At 49.2% G+C, this 18083-nt stretch carries 15 protein-coding genes; 5 read left to right on the top strand and 10 right to left on the bottom strand.

Annotation, left to right across the window (positions count from 1 at the left end):
- Nucleotides 1-69 precede the first annotated feature (69 nt).
- From ACO6V5_RS12345 to ACO6V5_RS12335, 3 genes are all read left to right on the top strand, one after another.
- Nucleotides 70-885 carry an undecaprenyl-diphosphate phosphatase gene (locus tag ACO6V5_RS12345; protein ID WP_422408793.1) on the top strand — a complete coding sequence of 272 codons (816 nt, stop codon included), beginning with the start codon at nt 70-72 and terminating at the stop codon, nt 883-885.
- Nucleotides 886-1104: 219 nt separating this feature from the next.
- Nucleotides 1105-1764, top strand: coding sequence for a peroxiredoxin (locus ACO6V5_RS12340; protein WP_422132759.1), 660 nt, complete (start codon nt 1105-1107; stop codon nt 1762-1764).
- Between the two features lie 199 nt (nt 1765-1963).
- Nucleotides 1964-2749 (top strand): class I SAM-dependent methyltransferase, encoded by a 786-nt coding sequence (locus tag ACO6V5_RS12335; RefSeq protein ID WP_422137363.1) that lies wholly within the window; start codon nt 1964-1966, stop codon nt 2747-2749.
- Nucleotides 2750-2830: 81 nt separating this feature from the next.
- Here the strand turns inward: ACO6V5_RS12335 and plsB are convergent, their stop codons facing one another.
- The 4 genes from plsB to ACO6V5_RS12315 all read right to left on the bottom strand — a co-directional run bounded on the left by plsB (nt 2831) and on the right by ACO6V5_RS12315 (nt 8698).
- On the bottom strand, nt 2831-5311 hold the full coding sequence (gene plsB / locus ACO6V5_RS12330; RefSeq protein WP_422132761.1) for a glycerol-3-phosphate 1-O-acyltransferase PlsB: 2481 nt from the start codon (nt 5309-5311) through the stop codon (nt 2831-2833).
- A gap of 219 nt (nt 5312-5530) precedes the next feature.
- Complete coding sequence (locus ACO6V5_RS12325; protein WP_422132762.1) at nt 5531-5917, bottom strand: hypothetical protein; 387 nt, start codon at nt 5915-5917, stop codon at nt 5531-5533.
- Between the two features lie 32 nt (nt 5918-5949).
- Nucleotides 5950-7080 carry a succinyl-diaminopimelate desuccinylase gene (gene dapE, locus ACO6V5_RS12320; protein ID WP_422132763.1) on the bottom strand — a complete coding sequence of 377 codons (1131 nt, stop codon included), beginning with the start codon at nt 7078-7080 and terminating at the stop codon, nt 5950-5952.
- A 160-nt stretch (nt 7081-7240) separates the two neighbouring features.
- Nucleotides 7241-8698, bottom strand: coding sequence for a hypothetical protein (locus tag ACO6V5_RS12315; protein ID WP_422408798.1), 1458 nt, complete (start codon nt 8696-8698; stop codon nt 7241-7243).
- A 341-nt stretch (nt 8699-9039) separates the two neighbouring features.
- Here ACO6V5_RS12315 and ACO6V5_RS12310 point away from each other — a divergent pair, with 341 nt between their 5' ends.
- Both ACO6V5_RS12310 and ACO6V5_RS12305 read left to right on the top strand, forming a co-directional pair.
- Nucleotides 9040-10425 carry a hypothetical protein gene (locus tag ACO6V5_RS12310; RefSeq protein WP_422408799.1) on the top strand — a complete coding sequence of 462 codons (1386 nt, stop codon included), beginning with the start codon at nt 9040-9042 and terminating at the stop codon, nt 10423-10425.
- 80 nt (nt 10426-10505) lie between these two features.
- Nucleotides 10506-11585: a substrate-binding domain-containing protein gene (locus ACO6V5_RS12305; RefSeq protein ID WP_422137367.1), complete on the top strand. Its 1080-nt coding sequence runs from the start codon at nt 10506-10508 to the stop codon at nt 11583-11585.
- 109 nt (nt 11586-11694) lie between these two features.
- Here the strand turns inward: ACO6V5_RS12305 and nth are convergent, their stop codons facing one another.
- The 6 genes from nth to rsxB are packed head-to-tail and all read right to left on the bottom strand — an operon-like array spanning nt 11695 to nt 18080.
- The gene (nth, locus tag ACO6V5_RS12300) at nt 11695-12327 is read right to left on the bottom strand and encodes an endonuclease III (protein WP_422137368.1); all 633 of its coding nucleotides are present in this window, start codon (nt 12325-12327) and stop codon (nt 11695-11697) included.
- Complete coding sequence (locus ACO6V5_RS12295) at nt 12327-13085, bottom strand: electron transport complex subunit E (protein WP_422132768.1); 759 nt, start codon at nt 13083-13085, stop codon at nt 12327-12329. The genes nth and ACO6V5_RS12295 overlap by 1 nt, the downstream gene beginning before the upstream one ends.
- Nucleotides 13082-13870, bottom strand: a complete 789-nt coding sequence (gene rsxG / locus ACO6V5_RS12290) for an electron transport complex subunit RsxG (protein ID WP_422137369.1) — start codon at nt 13868-13870, stop codon at nt 13082-13084. The genes ACO6V5_RS12295 and rsxG overlap by 4 nt, the downstream gene beginning before the upstream one ends.
- 14 nt (nt 13871-13884) lie before the next feature.
- Nucleotides 13885-14958, bottom strand: a complete 1074-nt coding sequence (gene rsxD, locus ACO6V5_RS12285; protein ID WP_422132770.1) for an electron transport complex subunit RsxD — start codon at nt 14956-14958, stop codon at nt 13885-13887.
- Nucleotides 14959-14988: 30 nt separating this feature from the next.
- Entirely contained in the window at nt 14989-17499 is a 2511-nt protein-coding gene (gene rsxC, locus ACO6V5_RS12280; protein WP_422408803.1) for an electron transport complex subunit RsxC, read from the bottom strand.
- On the bottom strand, nt 17496-18080 hold the full coding sequence (gene rsxB, locus ACO6V5_RS12275) for an electron transport complex subunit RsxB (RefSeq protein WP_422408805.1): 585 nt from the start codon (nt 18078-18080) through the stop codon (nt 17496-17498). Before rsxB ends, rsxC begins: the two co-directional genes overlap by 4 nt.
- Nucleotides 18081-18083 lie beyond the last annotated feature (3 nt).

Here is an 18083-nt window from a genome sequence, read left to right as displayed (position 1 = left end):
TTCTTCCTTTGTGAGATGACACAGAAGTCGGCATGGGCTGATATTATCCATCAGGGGAGGGAAGCTATCGTGGATAGCCTTCAGGTAATCATTCTTGCTCTGCTTCAGGGCCTGACAGAGTTTCTGCCGATTTCCAGTTCTGCTCATTTGATATTGCCTGCGCAATTGTTGGGCTGGAAGGATCAGGGTCTGGCATTTGATGTGGCGGTTCATATTGGCACATTGATCGCGGTTGTAGGATATTTTCGTAAAGACTTGATCAGAATTACTCAGGATTGGCTGGGCTCTCTGATGGGTAAAGGCTCATCGGTCAACAGTCGTCTGGGTTGGTACCTGATTTTTGCTACCTTGCCAGCGGTTGTGTTTGGTTTTGTCCTGAAGTCCTTGGGCCTGGACGAGGCTATGCGCAGTATTGCCGTCATTGCGGGGACAACCATGATATTTGGTGCGCTTCTCGGTTGGGCAGATTACAAGGGGAAAAAAATACAACCTATCGAAAAGTTAAACTTTCGTCAGGCCATGTTAATTGGTTTTGCCCAGGCTATCGCCTTGATTCCGGGCACCTCTCGCTCAGGCATAACCATGACCGCTGGCCTTATGCTCGGTTTGACCCGGGAGGCAGCAGCCCGCTTTTCGTTTTTGCTTTCTATTCCGGTCATACTCGGAGCAGGGCTGCTTCTGACACTGGACCTTGTTAAAGCGACAGAGCCGGTGGACTGGAGCGTACTCTTCTCTGGTGCCCTGTTGGCAGGCTTCAGTGCCTGGGTTTGCATATACTTCTTTCTGTCGTTTATTAATCGAATCGGATTAATGCCTTTTGTGATCTATCGCTTTATTCTCGGCGCATTACTGATCGCTGTGATGGTGTTCCAGGTAAACACTTAAAGCATCGCTACCCATCCTGTCCGGATGGGTAATTTCATCTTCAAACTGTAAATTCCGGTTGATCATTTGCATAAACAGGCTTTACTTCTCATAGGTTGTAATTCGGGACGGGTCGGGTAAGACTCTATCTGTTTCAGACTGATCTTAATGAGAACAGTTTTTCATAGATAGTACTGAGATACTGGCTTTTGACCCGAGGTAGATCCCCGAGGAATTGACATGACTCTGAGAATTAATGACGTTGCCCCTGATTTCACAGCTCAAACCACCCAAGGCTCTATTCGGTTTCATGACTGGATAGGTGATTCCTGGGCTATTTTATTCTCCCATCCGAAAGACTTTACACCTGTCTGTACGACAGAGCTTGGCTATATGGCCCGGCTGCAACCAGAGTTCGAACGACGCAACTGTAAGCTCATTGGTTTGAGTGTGGACCCTGTAGATGATCATGAACGCTGGGCCAGAGACATTGAGGAAACTCAGGGGCACCTGCCCCTGTACCCCATGATTGGTGACACGGACCTCAACGTAGCGAAGCTGTATAACATGCTGCCTGCTGACGCAGGTGATAGCTCAGAAGGGAGAACAGCTGCCACCAATGCTACGGTCAGAACCGTATTTATCATCGGCCCTGACAAACAGGTCAAATTGATGATGACCTATCCAATGACCACCGGCAGGAATTTTGACGAGATCCTTCGTTCTCTGGATTCTATTCAGCTGACCAGCCGATGCACTGTGGCTACTCCAGTGAACTGGCAGCCTGGTGAGGATGTGATTATTCCACCTGCGGTTTCAGAGGAAGAAGCTAAAAAGAAATTCCCGCAGGGTTGGAAGACTCTGAAGCCTTACCTGAGGGTGGTTGCTCAGCCTGATTAATGCTCGAACTAATATCTGAAACTTCCTCTATTAACAGAAACAGCAGGCCAAATGTCTGCTGTTTTTTTATGGTGCACAGTTACAGAATAGCGGTCTGGAACCAGCCCGGGAGGCCCCCTTTAGAAATGATTCGAGGTTTTCAAACAGCTCTCCGGTGATAAAATCCGATCTAACTAAACGCGTTGTGAGCAATAGGTGAATGGCCAGTTCTGTCGTAGTACAAATTCATCCGGATCCTGATAAGCAAGCCTATCTTGAGGCGCTGCTGAGTTCCATGGATGGAGCCACTTACATTGAGAATCCGGCTGGCTGCCGGGAAAATCAACTTATTCTGGGTTTCGAAGATGATCGCCTTTCTCTGACACGGGCTTGTGGAAAAGAAAAACCCATCAGTGTTGATTTTGTGGGCGGCAAGGCAGGCCACAGAAGAAAGTTCGGCGGCGGGAAAGGTCAGGACATAGCCAAAGCTGTGGGTTTGAATAAAGGTGTCAAACCTCATGTTCTGGATGCCACAGGTGGGCTTGGTCGAGATGCCTTCGTGCTGGCCTCTCTTGGCTGCAAGGTGACGGTCATTGAGCGCTCTCCCGTCATCGCCGCTTTGTTGGAAGACGGCATCAGAAGAGCGATAGCAGATCCGGAGGTCTCAGAGATTGCCGGACGTATGCAGCTGATCAAAGAAGACAGTCGTCATGCTATGGCGTCGAGTCTGTCCCTTGGAAAACAGTTTGATGTCGTTTATCTCGATCCCATGTTTCCGCATAAAGAGAGGTCTGCAGAGGTCAAAAAGGAAATGAAAATCTTTCAGGCACTATTATCAGGTGATCCCGATGCCGATGAGTTGCTTGAGCCTGCCCTGAAACTGGCCCAATACCGGGTGGTGATTAAAAGACCCCGGTTATCACCGGAGTTGGGCAATACCTCACCTACCTACAAACTGGAAGGAAAGGCATGCAGGTATGATATCCACGCTCTTAAAGCATTTTAGTGAAAGGTTCAGGACTAGCGGTTCCCTCTTTCATCATCCAATCATCCGACGATGAAAGAGGGTTCCCGAACCGAAAGCGAGTTAATGCTCTTCGACAGGAGCAGGTTGGGTTTTGGTGGTTTGCAGTATGCTATGACGGACTTCGCTGGTCAGGACCTTAAAGGCTTCGTCCGCGACCATTTTGACTTCATCGCCGTAGTTGAGCTTGTTAGTCCGGGTGATCTCCACGACGTTATTGAGTCTTAACTGCTCGATAAAGTTTTTGAACAGCGCCTTGTCAAAGAACTCAGGGGCATTCAACCCGTGGATAATGGACAGTCTCTGAGCCAGAACACGACTCTGGTTTTCCAGGGTTTCCTGTTCGATATTGCCGCTGTCATTACTGATCAGCAGGCTGATGACCATGAAGAAGCGCTCAAGGGTCTGGGCAATGGCACGGGAAAGCACCGTCAGGGTGACAAACTGCACTGAGCTGTAATCAGGTCGGCGGTAATAGCCGTCATGGTCACTGATGATAAGCCCTTCACTTGCCAATGTTTCCAGCCACTGGTTGACCACTTTCAGAAATCCTCTTTTACTCCATCTGAGAAAGAGCTCGGATTGAAGATAAGGGTATAAAATGGAACAGACTCGGAGAATTTCTCTTTGTGTCATGGCATTGTTGTTGATAAACAGACAGCTGAGCAGGGAAGGTACGGCAAACATATGCAGTACGTTATTCCGGTAATAAGTCATCATTACCGCCGTTTTTTCGTCAAGACTGTAAACATCTCCCAGAGAATCAGTGAATTTATTGAGTACATCCAGCTTCTCGGCATAGCGGATAACGCTATAGCCATCCATATCAGTAATAACTGTTTTTTGGCTGTAGGGAGATTTCCTGAGGAGTTGCTGATAAGTCTCAATCAGCAGAACCAGCTCCTGTTCACCCAGAGCATGACGTGGCGATGAAAGCAGGGCCATGGCAATCAGATTGATCGGGTTGATGACTGCCGCTGAGTTAATCCCACTGGCAATTTTGAAAGCAAGTGTGTTGGTAGCTTTCTTTAGCCACTGTTGTTTAAAGTCTTCAGACTGATCCTGCTGCCATTGAGGTACTTCCTTATCCAGGAATTCACCCATGCTGACCGGGTTACCAAAGTTAATCCAGGCTTTGCCAAACTGATCCCTCAGGGCTGCCAGTGTGCGCACAACGTCAAGAGGGGACTCTTTTTTCTTGCTCTTGCCCCGCAGCTCACTCATGTAAGTGCTGACTTCCAGTAACTTCTCATAACCGATATAAACCGGCACAAACAATATGGGTCGTCGGTTATCTCTCAGGTAGCTTCTCAGACTGATAGAGAGCATGCCGGTTTTCGGGTTCAGGGTTCGACCGGTTCTGGAGCGGCCACCCTCAACAAAATATTCAATGGGGAATCCACGACTGGACAGGGTATGCATGTATTCATGAAAGACTGCACTGTAGAGAGGGTTGCCTCTGAAGGTTCTTCTCATAAAGAAAGCGCCGCCTTTACGGAGAATGGTTCCAACGACAGGCATATTCAGGTTGATACCGGCAGCAATATGGGGAGGTGTCAGTCCTTCATTGTAAAGAGCATAGGAAAGCAACAGATAGTCAATATGGCTGCGGTGACAGGGTACGTAAACAACGCTGTACTTCTGGGAAAGTGCTTTGATCGGTTCGATGTTATTGATCGACAGGCCGTCGTAGAGCTTGTTCCAGAACCAGGTCAAGACAATGTCCAGAAACCTGAGGACCGGATAAGAGTAGTCAGAGGCGATTTCATTGGCGTATTGTCGAGCCTTGTTCTCGGCCTCGATCAGGGTGATTTCCCGGGCAGCGGCTTCAGCTTCTATGGCTTTGCGAATCTGTGGTGTATGGATCAGGCCATTGACCAGTATTCTTCGGTGAGAGAGATCAGGACCAATGACAGACTCTCTGAGCTGACGAAAGTGCACCCTGAGAATACGACCCACCTTTCGGAGAGTGCGGCAGTGTTCCTGGCCTTCATCCACCATTTCTCTCAGGGACATGGCTGGATTAAAGTGAACCATGGTCTGTCTGCCATGGAGCAGAATGGCCATAAACTTCCTGAACCGTCCTCCCAGGCTGAAGTTCCAGTCAAAAAGGAGCTTCAGGGCGGACTGCTCTTTATCCGGGGCCCGTCCCCAGAAAATACTGACAGGAACCAGCTGAACGTCGCGGTCAGGATGCTCCTCGGTTTCCCTGAGAAGATTTGCCAGTGTATCTGCCGTTTCCGGATGCTCTCTTTGAAGCAGAACGCCTCGCTGCTGAGTCAGATAAAAATAGGCCTGATCACCGTTCTTGTGACCACTGTGAATAAACGCATAGGGTCGTGGCAGACCGGCTTTTCGACACTCCTGCTCAACTACCATCAGATCGGACAGGGAGCGGTTACGAAGTACGTAGCAGACAGGCTTGTCTGGCTGAATCCCAAGGCTTTGTGCAGTGTTGTTATGAACCGTTGTTCTAACCCAGATGAATAACAGCTTTCTCAAGCTATGAAACAAAAAGCGACTGAGAGTATTGGGTTTGTGCATGGAATTGGTCGCGGCCTGAAATCAAGAGGGTGAATGGCTGTCGGTGGATTCTAGCTTGAATAGAGGCCGTGGCGCAAAGAGGAAAGTGACTATTTCCCGGATTGAAAACAGGTTCCCGGAGTGAAGGCACGCCAGTAAGGGTTTTGTTCTTTCCTGGCGAGCAAAAGCAATGGGGAAAAGCCAGAAGCGCTTAATAGCTTCTCTGGCAGCAATAAGTTTTCAAAGAGCATTAGGCCAGGAGACTGTGCTTTCTTCGCCTGTTTCCGTCATCTGCCACCATTCATCCATATCTTCACCGTCTGACCAGGGGGCTGCATTGGCCCTCACCCGGCACCTGGCAAACTGGTTCAGGCTTCTGGCGCAGGCCATATCATCACTCCAGGGGGTTTTATTGGCTTTGAACCAGATGCTGGTCCAGGCTTTGCCAACCGCACACTCAACAATCATCACCGGCGCTGAGTCTTTCTCGCTGTGCAGCAGAAAGTCGTGGACTTTCTTGCCGCTACTAAGAACTTCAACGCTATCAAAATTAACCGTGAGCCATTTCCGGATCATCTCCAGGCTCAGGTCTTTGACATAAATTTCTAGATCTTCAACCTTGTTCATAGGGTCTGTATGTCTGAGAGTAGAGGATGAATTTAGGTCAACAGTCGCTTCAGGATGCCCTGATAAATCCGGCCCAGATCATCAAGGTCGCTGGCTTTGATACATTCATTCACTTTATGGATGGTTTTGTTGACCGGACCCAGCTCAACCACCTGGGCACCGGTTGGCGCTATAAACCGGCCATCGGAGGTGCCACCAGAGGTCGACAGCTCTGAATCTATGCCGGTTTCAGCCTTGATGGATGCCAGGGCTGCATTGACCAGCGCACCAGGGCGGGTAAGGAATGGCTGGCCGCTGATATGCCATTCAATATCGTATTCAAGGTTATGTCGATCCAGAATGGCCAGCACTCTTTCCTGCAGCGCTTTGTCAGTGACTTCAGGGGAGAAACGGAAGTTAAAGTTGACTTCGCAGTTTCCGGGAATCACATTGCTGGCACCTTCTCCGGCATGAATATGCCAGATCTGGAAGCTGGTGGGTGGGAAGAACTCATTGCCCTGATCCCACTCTTCGCCGGTCAACTCTGATAAAGCCAGTGCCACTTCATGAACCGGATTTCTGGCCAGATGCGGATAGGCGACGTGCCCCTGAATCCCATGAATCAGCAAGTGGCCGTGCATAGAGCCCCGGCGTCCATTCTTGATGATATCGCCTACCTGATGAGTACTGGATGGCTCGCCTACGATGCACCAGTCTATCTTTTCGTGACGGGCTTCCAGGTGCTCAATGACTTTAACGGTTCCATGCCGTGCCGGACCTTCTTCATCGCTGGTGATCAGGAAAGCAATGGAGCCTTTATGGTCAGGGTTCGCGGCCAGAAAGGTTTCGCAAGCTGTCACCATGGCAGCCAGACTGCCTTTCATATCTGCCGCGCCGCGGCCCTGCAACATACCGTTTTCATCGACAAAAGGAGAAAAAGGAGGGTTATCCCACTTTTCTACAGGGCCTGTGGGTACAACGTCGGTATGACCGGCAAATGCCAGAACCGGCGCAGAGTCTCCCCTGCGAAGCCAGATGTTTTCCACTTCACCAAACCGCAGTTTCTCTACTTTGAAGCCCAGGGGTTCCAGACGGCTGATCATCAGGTCCTGGCAGCCCTCATCTTCGGGAGTGACTGAGGGACGCTGAATCAGATCTATGGCAAGTTCAATCGTAGGGGTCATGTGCAGTTTATCTGTTCTATGGTTTACAGTTTTTCACTTTGAAAAGTGATTGTACCACGTGATGTACTTGCCAGCCGAGCCAATAAAGTCTTCAGAATGCCAGGGTTTTCTGTCCAGGACCTTGAAGAAATTCACTCAGCCCAAGATCAAGACCGAAGGCTTAATCGGTCTTGATCTTGGCGGGCTCGGTCAGATCCGATAACGCTTTTAGCGTCTCTGATTTCTCTAATTCATCGGTTGCAGACTGCTTCAGTTTTTCACAGGCATTCTCGAAAGCCTTTGGCTCAAGGTAACACCCCTTAAAAATTCTTTTCAGCCGTTGTGCCAGTTCAATTTTTTCCCCACGAACACAAAAATCAATGAGCGGGTTGAGCAAGAACAATCTGCCTTCGACCGGTTTAGAAAGCAGGCAGATATAAGACCGGATAAAACTCTCGAAATTTACAATCTCATGAGGTGGCATGCGATCAACATCGACCAGAGCTTGTTGCAAAATATCCAGAACGGTTTCTTTAGTTCTCTTTTGGCCAGCAGCCCCGGGATTTGCCAGCTCAAACAGTTGCTTGACAGAGCCTTGGTGAAAATGATCCCTGAGGGCTTTGCAAAGGTCCTCGTCGTTAATGCGGATACCGTCCGATGCAACTTTCTTTGCCGACTCGTAATCACCCCTGATAAAGAAGAGATTCAGGAAGGAGTAGGCCAGCTCCTCATCCTTGATGCCGAATTTGTAAAATTCCCAAAAACACCTCTCTATCTCAGTAAAATCTTGTGGGGGCAAGCCTCGCACCCATTGGGTGTCTCTCAAACATTTTTCCAGCCCGTCAGCGAACGTTTTCCTGGCAATCTCCATGGTTTGATGATCTTGCTGATCCACCAGGGCCAGTAGCGCTTTGCTGTGGCTATGGAGGAAGCGTGGGTAAGAGTCGTCGGTATGTTTAACGTATGGCGCGTAATTCTGGACATCCTTATCGAGGGCTACCTGAAGATGATCTGCTTCCAGAATTGCCTGATGTTTATCTTTAACAGACTGGGCATGTGGAAAATCTCCCCGGACGACAAAAAGGTTCAGAGCTGAATTCGCCAGTGCATAACCACCCTTGCCACAGTTGGCCAGCAAACAGTCGATAAGCTTTTTCAGCTTTATGTAATCATTTTGGGGTATTTTACGAGCAGATGGAAAATAATCCTGCAAAATGGTTTTAAGGTTATCCTCGGCTACTTGCGCAGCTTGATTCGGGGATGTCAGTTTCAGTGATGCCAGCAGTGATTTAACCCGGGCGGCATCTTTTGCACTTACGGCCTCTGCCAGAGCAGGTAAAACCTCTGTGAGTTCCATTGGAGTGACTGGTTGTGGATCGGCTGCCTGAATGGAGCCTGTGTGTGCAGAGCTGCCGGAGACAGAAGCAGCGATTGTCCTGTCGGAAAGAGCTGAAGCAGTGTCTGTACCGGTTTCTCCGTAGCCAATAGCGCGGAAGAAACCGTTATAGATAGCGCCAAACCAGCTGTTTACTGCCCTTCCGTTATCAGCCCTTCCTGAGGTGTCTGTTGACTGGACAGATTGCTCCTGCCTGATTGAGCTGTCTGGTGGCAGTGATGATGGGGATTTTAATGGTTGCATAGTAAGTTACCTCTCTAAATTTAATTGTCGGTATCTATTTGGACAACAGAAAGTGCAACTAGTTCCAGACAGTCAAAAAGAAGAGTCAAAAAGAAGAGTCAGCACTGTTTTCTCTTTCAATTGTTGCAGGAACCTTATGGCCTTAAATTCAGATCCGGTGCGCTTTAGCGCAGAATAAACAAGCTGATTCTGAGCAGGCACACGGCGATTCTGCTAACAATAGTGTCCATTTCACTAACCCATATACAGGAACTCTTCGGAGCCTTCTGTCATCTAATTAATAGAGGGTTGTATCGCAATACCTGACGAGCTGATTAAGGTTTTTTTGGAGAAAAAGTACTATGGACCGCTTACACCCTTTATTACTGACGAGTTTGCTATTTTTTTCTGTCCAGGTTTTTGGCGGGGTATTTTCACCCGGCTATCCGTCGGCCTACCGCTACTTCCCTGAGCTGGCAGGTGCCCTTGATAAAGACTTTGATGGCCTGCTCTCCTACGATGAGCTGATTGAGGGCTACCATGCACCCTATCTGAACAAAGACCTTTACCAGACCATCAGACTTTATCTTGTTAATTTCGAGTCATGGCAAAACCCTGTCACTGCCTCATTAAGCAGAGAAAGCATTGAATTGGCTGAACTGTCGGGGCGAGTCGCAAAGTATCACCACGAGCAGGACAACAGCTTCTGGGATGTCTGGCTTGCAAAACCCGAACGGCAACCGTTTGCCGACGGCTACAGACGACTTTTTCCTCAAGGTCTGACGAGTATTACTCCGGATAATCTCCTGCAGGGGTATTTTCCAGATTGTATTCTGATCGCTTGGCTGGCCTCAATAGCCAGCTCAGAAACGGGAAAAAGACTCGCATTCAATTACTTTTATCCCTTCGATGAACAGACGTTTGAAATTGTTTTTCCCGGGATTGCTAAAGGCGAAGTGATTCAATTCAGAGAAGTTGAGCGTTACTCACACTTTGCCGAAACACGCGATGGCGGTATCTGGCTGGCGATGCTGGAAGCCGCTTATGCGCATCTGTCGAAAAAATATTATAACGTACGGGGACGAAATGATCGGGCGCGATTCGAGTATCATCAATATTCTGAGCTGGTCAAAGTACTCCCATCAATAGCCAATGAGGTACTCATGAATTCACTTTCCGGGCACATCAACCCGGAGTTTGAATCTCAGGCTCGGTTAAAGATGCTACTCAACTTTTTTGTGGATGATGAAAAAGCAGCAACTTTTTTTATTTCCTCAGCGTTGTCAGCCCCCTTGAAGCTAAGGCCATTCGAGGGAATCGAACCCCGGCACGCCTATAGTCTGATCGGTTATGACAAAGAAAAAGAGATTGTTTATATTCGTGACCCTCATGGTCGTTCTGGTGCGGTTGAAAGTCTCCTTACCATTAATAGACATATTCAACCTGCTTCTTCAGAAAATAAAGTAATATATGAATACATGGCGAGTAATCCCAGTTCCCCTGACTATGGTTTCGCTTTAGGCCTGACAGAGTCTCTGATTACCGTTATTCTTAATCAAACTTTTCCGAAGGCATTAGCTGCAGGGCAGGGCGTCATTCCTTTAAATATTGCAAGATCGAAGCCTACAGCAGAGAGAAGCCCTGCCAGGACCGGCATCATTGAAATGACTATACAACAGGTGATTGATACCTTTAATTTCATGTACGTCAGCATGTGCGGACCTTACCAATGTCCAAATGACGAGTGAGACTAAACCGATAAAAAAATACATCGCATAAATACCGTCTATACTTTCTTGCCCTATCTACCAGTAAACACAGAGTTGTTATGACTACGTTAATGCCGACTTTATTCAGCTGCCCGAAATGGAGTTTCAAAGAGTATTGGCAGTCTCTCAGGTCTAATACACGACATGGTTTTTTTAAAAAAGTCTATCGATCCGCATGTTTTATTCTGGCTCTGATATTCCTCAGTCCCGTTGTTTTATCAGACACGCTGAAAATTGCGGTTGCATCCAACTTTTACCCGACAGCTGTTGAGTTGAGAAAAACCTTTAATAAACTCCATCCGGACATTGAGCTTACGCTGGTGAAAGGCGCAAGTGATGATTTGTTTGATCGTATTATTAATGACGAGCCCTTCGACGTCTTTCTCAGTGCAGATGAAACCCACCCGGCTACGCTGGTGCGGCTAGAAAAAGCCAAACCGAAGTCACGGAAAACCTATGCGTTTGGTCGGCTTGCGTTCTTGCACAAGATGGGTAACCAGACCGAAGATCATGGTCACGGTCATGGAAAAGAGACTATAACACTGAAGGAGTTGGGTGACTTTATCTCCAAGCATCGCAATGAGACAGTCTATATACCGGATCCTAAGGATTCTCCCTACGGCAAGAGGGCGGAGGATCTGCTTGAGGCTGCGGGGTTGTACTATCCCCTGAATGAAATGAGGAGAATCAAGATCGAAAACAGTACCCATGATGTCTGGAACAACAACATAAACAAAACAGAGCTATTTGCTCTGCTCCCGGCCTCATTAGTGTTTCATGAAGAAGATGATCACTCCAGGGATTCACATCATGTTAGGCACAATTATCCCAAAGATGACGAGGTGTCCCTGTTAAAAGACAATGATTTTCATCGTCTCAGGCAGGAAATGGTAATAATAGAGGGTTCTACCAGCATCAAAGCAGCTGAAACCTTTGCAGCGTTTATGCTGTCACCTACCACTCAAGCCTATATTGGAACTCATGGTTACTACCCTGCAAGTTATAAAGAGGTTTGCGATCCGGCTAACACTTCGTCCGCTGTCAGTTATTTTTCAGCGATTCCTTATGCTGGTATTCTGTCTGCTGTTACTTCCGCAGCTGTTGCCGCCTGGATTAACAGAGGTCACTGCGGTTTCTAAAGCGCTATACTCCATAAGGTTCGTCCGGAGCTTGTCGAAATGTGTTGCCATTATTCTTCGACAAGCTCAGGACGGACGGAGTCTCGGTGCCTGGTCAGGTACTAATAGGTCAGGAAGTCTTTTTCTTGAATTCACACAAATCTTCAATAATGCAGCTGCCGCACTGAGGTTTTCTGGCCTTGCAGACGTAGCGACCATGAAGAATGAGCCAGTGGTGAGCGTCCAGAAGAAAGTCTTTGGGAACCAGTCTGACCAGTTTTTTTTCCACTTCCAGAACATTCTTGCCCGGAGCGATTCCGGTGCGGTTGGAAACCCTGAATATATGAGTATCTACAGCCATGGCAGGTTGCCTGAAAGCAGTGTTTAATACAACGTTTGCGGTTTTTCTACCCACACCGGGGAGTGCTTCGAGGGCTTCGCGGGTATCTGGGACTTCGCCGCCATGGTGTTCGAGCAGCATTCTACAGGTCTTGATGACATTCTCGGCTTTGGCATTGAACAGGCCAATGGTTTTGATGTACTCCTTCAGACCTTCAAGACCCAGATCTAAAATGGCCCGGGGTGTATTAGCCACCGGGAATAATTTATCCGTTGCTTTATTAACGCCAACATCCGTTGCCTGAGCTGAAAGAATCACGGCGATCAAAAGCTCAAAGGATGAGGAGTAATTGAGTTCTGTGGTCGGGTTAGGGTTCTGGTCCCGTAACCGGGTAAAAATTCGGGTCCTTTTTTCCTTATTCATTAGATATTCCCAGTTACTCGAACACGTTTACTGCCCACTTCTGATAACGGTTCCTGAGCCTTTCTGGTTTCTTCCAGCTTTTTGTCGATGACATTCTTGATGGCGATAAGAAAGCCCATGAATACGAAGGCTCCGGGAGGAAGAATGGCGAACAGAAACTGTTTGTAGTCCTGAAAAACGACAATTGTCCAGTTTTGTGCGACAGGGCCCAGCAGCAGGTCCATACTTGAGAATAGTGTTCCCTGACCGATCAGTTCCCGAAGCGCTCCCAGCAGAACCAGAATGGCAGCAAAGCCTGCTCCCATCATAAACCCATCAAAAGCGGCAGGAATCACGGGTTGCCTGGAGGCATAGGCATCTGCACGGCCCAAAATAATGCAGTTGGTGACAATCAGGGGAATGAAGATACCCAGAATCCTGTACAGTTCATAGGTGTAGGCCTGCATCAAAAGCTCTATGCAGGTGGTAAAGGAGGCGATGACCATAACAAAAACGGGGAGGCGAATTGCGTCAGTCACCTGATGTCGAATCAGGGAAACAACGATGTTTGAGCCCATGACAACCAGCATGGTCGCAACTCCCAGTCCCAGAGCGTTAACTACAGTGTTGGATACACCCAGCAAGGGGCAAAGACCCAGCAGTTGGACCAGGGCCGGGTTATTTTTCCAGAGTCCGTCCCAGGCAATCTTGGCGGCAGATTGATCGGCAAATAATGATTTTTTCTGCAGCGCTGAATCAGTAGCAACGTCATTGGTCATTTTTCTGCACCTCTTTCTTCGCGCAAGGCTGTCTCTCCCTTCAAGTCAGTCTCTTCGCTTAGAGTAGTTTCTCCGTTCATGGCTGCCTCGCCCTCTTTAAAGAGTGCTTGCCTGTGAGCGTCAAAATAGTTCAGGGTTCGATAAACGGAACCGACAACAGCCCTGGGGGTTATAGTAGCTCCGGTGAACTGGTCAAACTGGCCGCCATCTTTCTTGACACCCCAATCTTCAGGGGCAGGGTCCAGCAGCGATTTACCCTGGAACTGCAAAATCCAGTCAGACACTTTGGTGTCTATTTTATCACCGAGTCCGGGTGTTTCCTTATGTTGGGTAGCTCTGACACCAGCCAGGGTTCCGTCGGTATAAATACCCACCAGCAGATCGATTTTTCCGGCATAGCCGTCGGGGGCTACGGCGGGGAGAATAACTGCCACAGGCTTGTTATTCCTGAAAGCTACGTAGCCATACTTTTCGGTAGAGGTTGCCAGCAAATCATTGGCCGGGATGGTAATTCGGGCATCCAGAATGTTGTTGTCGTGTGTCTTACCCGGAAGAATTTCTTTCAGAGCCCTGGCTTCAAAGGCACGAACCTGGGCATGAATCTTCTTCTCTGTCAAAACAAAAGTCGCAGCGATAAGGCCTACGGTCAGAATGGCGAACAGACCCAGTGTCAGACTGTTGTGGACGATGCTACTGGTCAGACCGCCAGAAGGTGTCTTCTGTTGAGAAGACGCCTCTGGCTCATTTTGACTTTCTTTATCTACAGGTATTCGTGAGTCACTCATTTCGCATTATTCACTCAGGGCTGCTTAGGCAAACCCTTGTTGGGCTTCTTATGACCATAGGTTCTGGGCTGGGTGTAATAATCAATCATGGGTGCAGCCATATTCATTAACAGTGTGGCGAAGGCGACACCGTCAGGATACCCGCCCCAGACTCGGATAACGTAAACAAGAATTCCTATGCCAGCGCCAAAGATCAGCCTGCCCTTGTTACTGGTAGCACTGCTGACGGGATCGGTAATGATGAAAAAGGCGCCGAGCATAGTGGCACCACTGAATAAATGGAACAGTGGTGAGCCGTGGCTGCCAGATCCGGTGCCACCCCAGAACAGGGTAGACATCACCAGCAGGGCTGCCAGCATTCCCACTGGTGCGTGCCAGGTGAAAACTTTTTTGTAGAGCAGGAAAAGGCCACCCAACAGATAAGCAAGGTTGATCCAGAGCCAGCCTCTGCCAGCAAAATATTGCAAGGCTGTATTCTCTGACCAGAGTTCTTTCATGGTCAGAGATGTATTCTCCCGAACGATATCCAGCGGCGTTGCCATACTGATGGCATCAACATTAACGGGTTGGCCGAACAATGGAAAAATGGTGAAAAGCGCATCGCTGAAACTTTTCACTGCAGCCTGACCCTCTGCGCCTGTTGCTGAACCCAGTGGAGGTAACCACTGTGTCATTTCCTGAGGGAAAGAGATCAGTAGCAGCACATAGCCTAACATGGCCGGGTTAAATGGATTGTTGCCCAACCCCCCATAGAGCTGCTTGCCAATGATAATAGCGAAGGAGGTCCCTATCAGGGTTAGCCACCATGGAGACAGAGGTGGCAGTGCCAGGGCCAGCAGCACGGCAGTGACAATCGCAGAACCATCAGAGAGATAAAAGCCGATAGGGCGTTGTCGTATTTTCAGCACCAAGGCTTCCGAGCCCAGTGCAATGAATACGCACCAGACGAGATTGATCAGCGTTCCCCAGCCAAAAAAGACTGTCTGCATGGCCAGACCCGGCATTGCTGCCAGTAGGACCCATTTCATTACCTGCTGCGTGCTGTTCGGGCTGCGAGCATGGGGGGATGTCTGCCTTACCAGGGTCATCGTAAATTCCGACTGTTTATTAAATGAGATTTAACCTGCTGCGGTCAGAGCATTTTCAGCTTCAGCTGCTTTGGCTTGTGCTTCCATCAGCGCAGCTTCCAGGGCATGAGTATCGCCTTCGGCGTTATCCAGTGCCCTTTGGGCTTTCTTGAGAGCGGCTCTGGCCATGGCGTTCTCAATTTTCAATTTCTTAAGGTCGTCGCTGGCTTCTACTTTTGCCGGGGATGATGGTCTGGTCGTCTCCGGTTCGCTATCAGCAACGGATGCTTTTCCAGATTCCAGCTGTTCAAGCTTTTGCCGACATTCGTCTATTTTTTCCTGAAGGGGTACTGTGTCAATGGAGCCCGATTCCCGGGCTTTAGCCATTTCGCGCTCAGCCTTCTTCAAAGCTGCTTTGGCCATTGCACGCTCAACTTTCAGTTTTTTGTCATCCGCTGCGGGTTTTGCAGGCTTTTCTAGATCGGCGTTAGCACATTCTTTGGCCAGACGCTCTGCTTTCTGGCGGCACTCTTCTACAGTGTCCTCGAGGGCTTCTGTTTCAGAGCTACCTTCTTCGAGTGCTGTGGCCAAAGCTCTTTCTGCTTTTTTCAAGGCCGCTTTAGCCATAGCGGATTCTATTTTCAGCTTTTTGGCGGCTTCTTCATCAAGGGCTTTTTCAGTTTTCGGCGGCTGTTTTATAGCTGAAGACTGTCTTATAGCTGAAGGCTGTTTTATAGCTGAAGGCTCTGAAACGGCTGCAGCATCAAAATCTTTCTGCAGTTTTGCCACCTGGTTCTCCAGCATACTGACGTCAGCACTTAGCTTGTCAACGTCGCCTTCTGCTTTCTCTTGAGCCTGAATCAGAGCTCTGCGGGTTTTCTTCAGCTGGGCGTTGGCCAGAGACAATTGGATCCTGAGCTCTTTCTGATCTCCTGACAGTGTCGCTTTTGCCGACTTGCTGGTAGCTGTGCCAGTGGCTGCTTTTTTGGCTTTGGCCCTTTCAATGGCGGCCTGGACAGGGTCCGGGGCTGCTGATGAAACTTTATTGCCTGAAGCCGCCTTCTCAGCTTTTAACCTGGCAGCGCGTTCAGCATTAGCCTTACGCCTGGCTTCTTTTTCAGCCTGCTCTTTTTCCAGACGGGCCTGGCGATTTTCGTAGCGAACTTTAGAGCGCTCTGCTTTGGCATGTCTGGCTTCCTGAGCCCGAATTTCACCTTTTGAGGCGCGGTAATATTGAACCAGTGGAATACTGCTCGGGCAAACATAGGAGCAGGCACCGCATTCGATACAGTCAAACAGGTTATGATGCTTCAGCTGCTCATGATTTTCTGATTTCGCATGCCAGTAAAGCTGTTGAGGCAGCAAAGAGGAAGGACAGGCTTCTGCGCACATACCACAGCGAATACAGGCCTGAGCGGGCATAGCCGGAGGGAATTCTTCCCGGGTTCCGGCAATCAGGCAGTTGCTGGTTTTGGTGACAGGGACATCCTGCTCATTGAGCGTGAAACCCATCATAGGGCCACCCATAATCAATGTTTCCAGCTCCTGATCATTGATACCTGCACAGGAGAGAAGGTGTCTGGCGGGTGTGCCCAGAAGAACTTCGAGATTACCCGGGCTTGAGAGGGCTTTGCCGGTCATGGTGGTGATTCTGGAAATCAGGGGCTTTCCATGCTGGACAGCCTCGTAGACAGCCACCGTCGTGCCGATATTCTGAACAGCAATACCCAAATCAGAAGGCAGTTTCCCGGAGGGTATCTCAAGACCTGTCAGTATTTGAATCAGCTGCTTTTCACCACCGGAAGGGTATTTGGTTGGGAAGACGACCACTTTCATCCTGTGACCGTTGTCGCACAGAGCAACGGCTTTTTTAACAGCTTCAATCGCTTCTGGCTTGTTGTCTTCAATGCCGATCAGGCAGCATTCGGCATTGAGAAGGTGTTGCAAAATCTCTGCGCCGGCAATAATGCTGTCGGCACGTTCTCTCATCAGCATGTCATCAGCCGTGATATACGGCTCACATTCCGAGCCATTCAGGATCAGGGTGTGTACCGGGCTCCTTGGCGATAGCTTGACTGCGGTTGGGAAGCCTGCTCCGCCCATACCCGCAATACCTGACTGGCGGATAAGTTCAACCAGGGTGGCTGGCTCAACAGTAGTATAATCGTTGACGGGCTTTAGCTCACACCATTGATCTTTTCCATCCGGAACCAATGTAATGCACTCGTCGTGCATCCCGGAGGGATGGGGAATAGCTTGCGAACTTATTGCAGTTACAGTGCCTGAGGTAGGTGCGTGAACGGGCACACTGACAAAGCCGGTCGCTTTGGCAATCATCTGTCCCTTCAATACGGTGTCGCCAACAGAAACAATGGGTTGGGCAGGAGATCCCGCGTGCTGTGACAATGGCAGAATCAACTTCTCCGGCATGGGAGTCGGCCTGATTGGCGTGCGGTTGGACTGGTGCTTGTTTTCTTCAGGATGAACACCACCCGTCAGAGGCCAAACTTTGCCTCTGGACAAGTGCCCGGATTCAGTAATGTCCCTGAGAGGCAGATTCATAGGGCTTGCCCTCTCATGTCAGTGGCTATCAGGCCGGGTTCTGCTCTGGAGGGCAGGTTCCAGCTCCAGGTACGAGTGGTTGTTTCGATGGTTACCATGTCTATGCAATCAACAGGACAGGGCTCAACACAGAGATCACAGCCGGTGCATTCATCTTTCATGACCGTATGCATCTGCTTGGCAGCGCCGAGAATGGCATCAACCGGGCAAGCCTGTAGACATTTGGTGCAACCGATACACTCATCTTCCCGGATATAAGCGACCATGGGTGGTTTTTCGGCGCCGTGCTCTTCGTCCAGTGGCTCTGGCTCTACATCCAGAAGATCAGCCAGTGCATTGATAGTGGACTGACCACCGGGAGGGCAACGATTAATGGATTCACCGCTGACAATTGCTTCTGCATAGGGACGACAGCCCGGAAAACCACATTGACCGCACTGGGTCTGGGGCAGTAGTTCATTCACCTGGTCGATAATAGGGTTGCCTTCCACCTTGAAGCGAACGCTGGCAAAACCCAGTATGGCGCCAAAAACGAGCGCCAGGGCAAGAAGGGCGATAATGGCGAAAATGACGATTTCCATAAA

It is taken from the genome of Endozoicomonas sp. ALD068 (assembly GCF_049310145.1).
In the GTDB taxonomy this organism is placed as follows: domain Bacteria; phylum Pseudomonadota; class Gammaproteobacteria; order Pseudomonadales; family Endozoicomonadaceae; genus Endozoicomonas_A.
The sequence above is the reverse complement of the archived record's forward strand: the minus strand, read 5'-3'. Positions and strand labels throughout refer to the sequence as shown.

What these genes read in the sequence shown, in the direction of transcription:
- ACO6V5_RS12340 (WP_422132759.1), top strand. Translation starts at nt 1,105, where the DNA reads ATGACTCTGAGAATTAATGACGTTGCCCCTGATTTCACAGCTCAAACC.
- ACO6V5_RS12335 (WP_422137363.1), top strand. Translation starts at nt 1,964, where the DNA reads ATGGCCAGTTCTGTCGTAGTACAAATTCATCCGGATCCTGATAAGCAA.
- plsB (WP_422132761.1), bottom strand. Translation starts at nt 5,311, where the DNA reads ATGCACAAACCCAATACTCTCAGTCGCTTTTTGTTTCATAGCTTGAGA.
- ACO6V5_RS12325 (WP_422132762.1), bottom strand. Translation starts at nt 5,917, where the DNA reads ATGAACAAGGTTGAAGATCTAGAAATTTATGTCAAAGACCTGAGCCTG.
- dapE (WP_422132763.1), bottom strand. Translation starts at nt 7,080, where the DNA reads ATGACCCCTACGATTGAACTTGCCATAGATCTGATTCAGCGTCCCTCA.
- ACO6V5_RS12315 (WP_422408798.1), bottom strand. Translation starts at nt 8,698, where the DNA reads ATGCAACCATTAAAATCCCCATCATCACTGCCACCAGACAGCTCAATC.
- ACO6V5_RS12310 (WP_422408799.1), top strand. Translation starts at nt 9,040, where the DNA reads ATGGACCGCTTACACCCTTTATTACTGACGAGTTTGCTATTTTTTTCT.
- ACO6V5_RS12305 (WP_422137367.1), top strand. Translation starts at nt 10,506, where the DNA reads ATGACTACGTTAATGCCGACTTTATTCAGCTGCCCGAAATGGAGTTTC.
- nth (WP_422137368.1), bottom strand. Translation starts at nt 12,327, where the DNA reads ATGAATAAGGAAAAAAGGACCCGAATTTTTACCCGGTTACGGGACCAG.
- ACO6V5_RS12295 (WP_422132768.1), bottom strand. Translation starts at nt 13,085, where the DNA reads ATGACCAATGACGTTGCTACTGATTCAGCGCTGCAGAAAAAATCATTA.
- rsxG (WP_422137369.1), bottom strand. Translation starts at nt 13,870, where the DNA reads ATGAGTGACTCACGAATACCTGTAGATAAAGAAAGTCAAAATGAGCCA.
- rsxD (WP_422132770.1), bottom strand. Translation starts at nt 14,958, where the DNA reads ATGACCCTGGTAAGGCAGACATCCCCCCATGCTCGCAGCCCGAACAGC.
- rsxC (WP_422408803.1), bottom strand. Translation starts at nt 17,499, where the DNA reads ATGAATCTGCCTCTCAGGGACATTACTGAATCCGGGCACTTGTCCAGA.
- rsxB (WP_422408805.1), bottom strand. Translation starts at nt 18,080, where the DNA reads ATGGAAATCGTCATTTTCGCCATTATCGCCCTTCTTGCCCTGGCGCTC.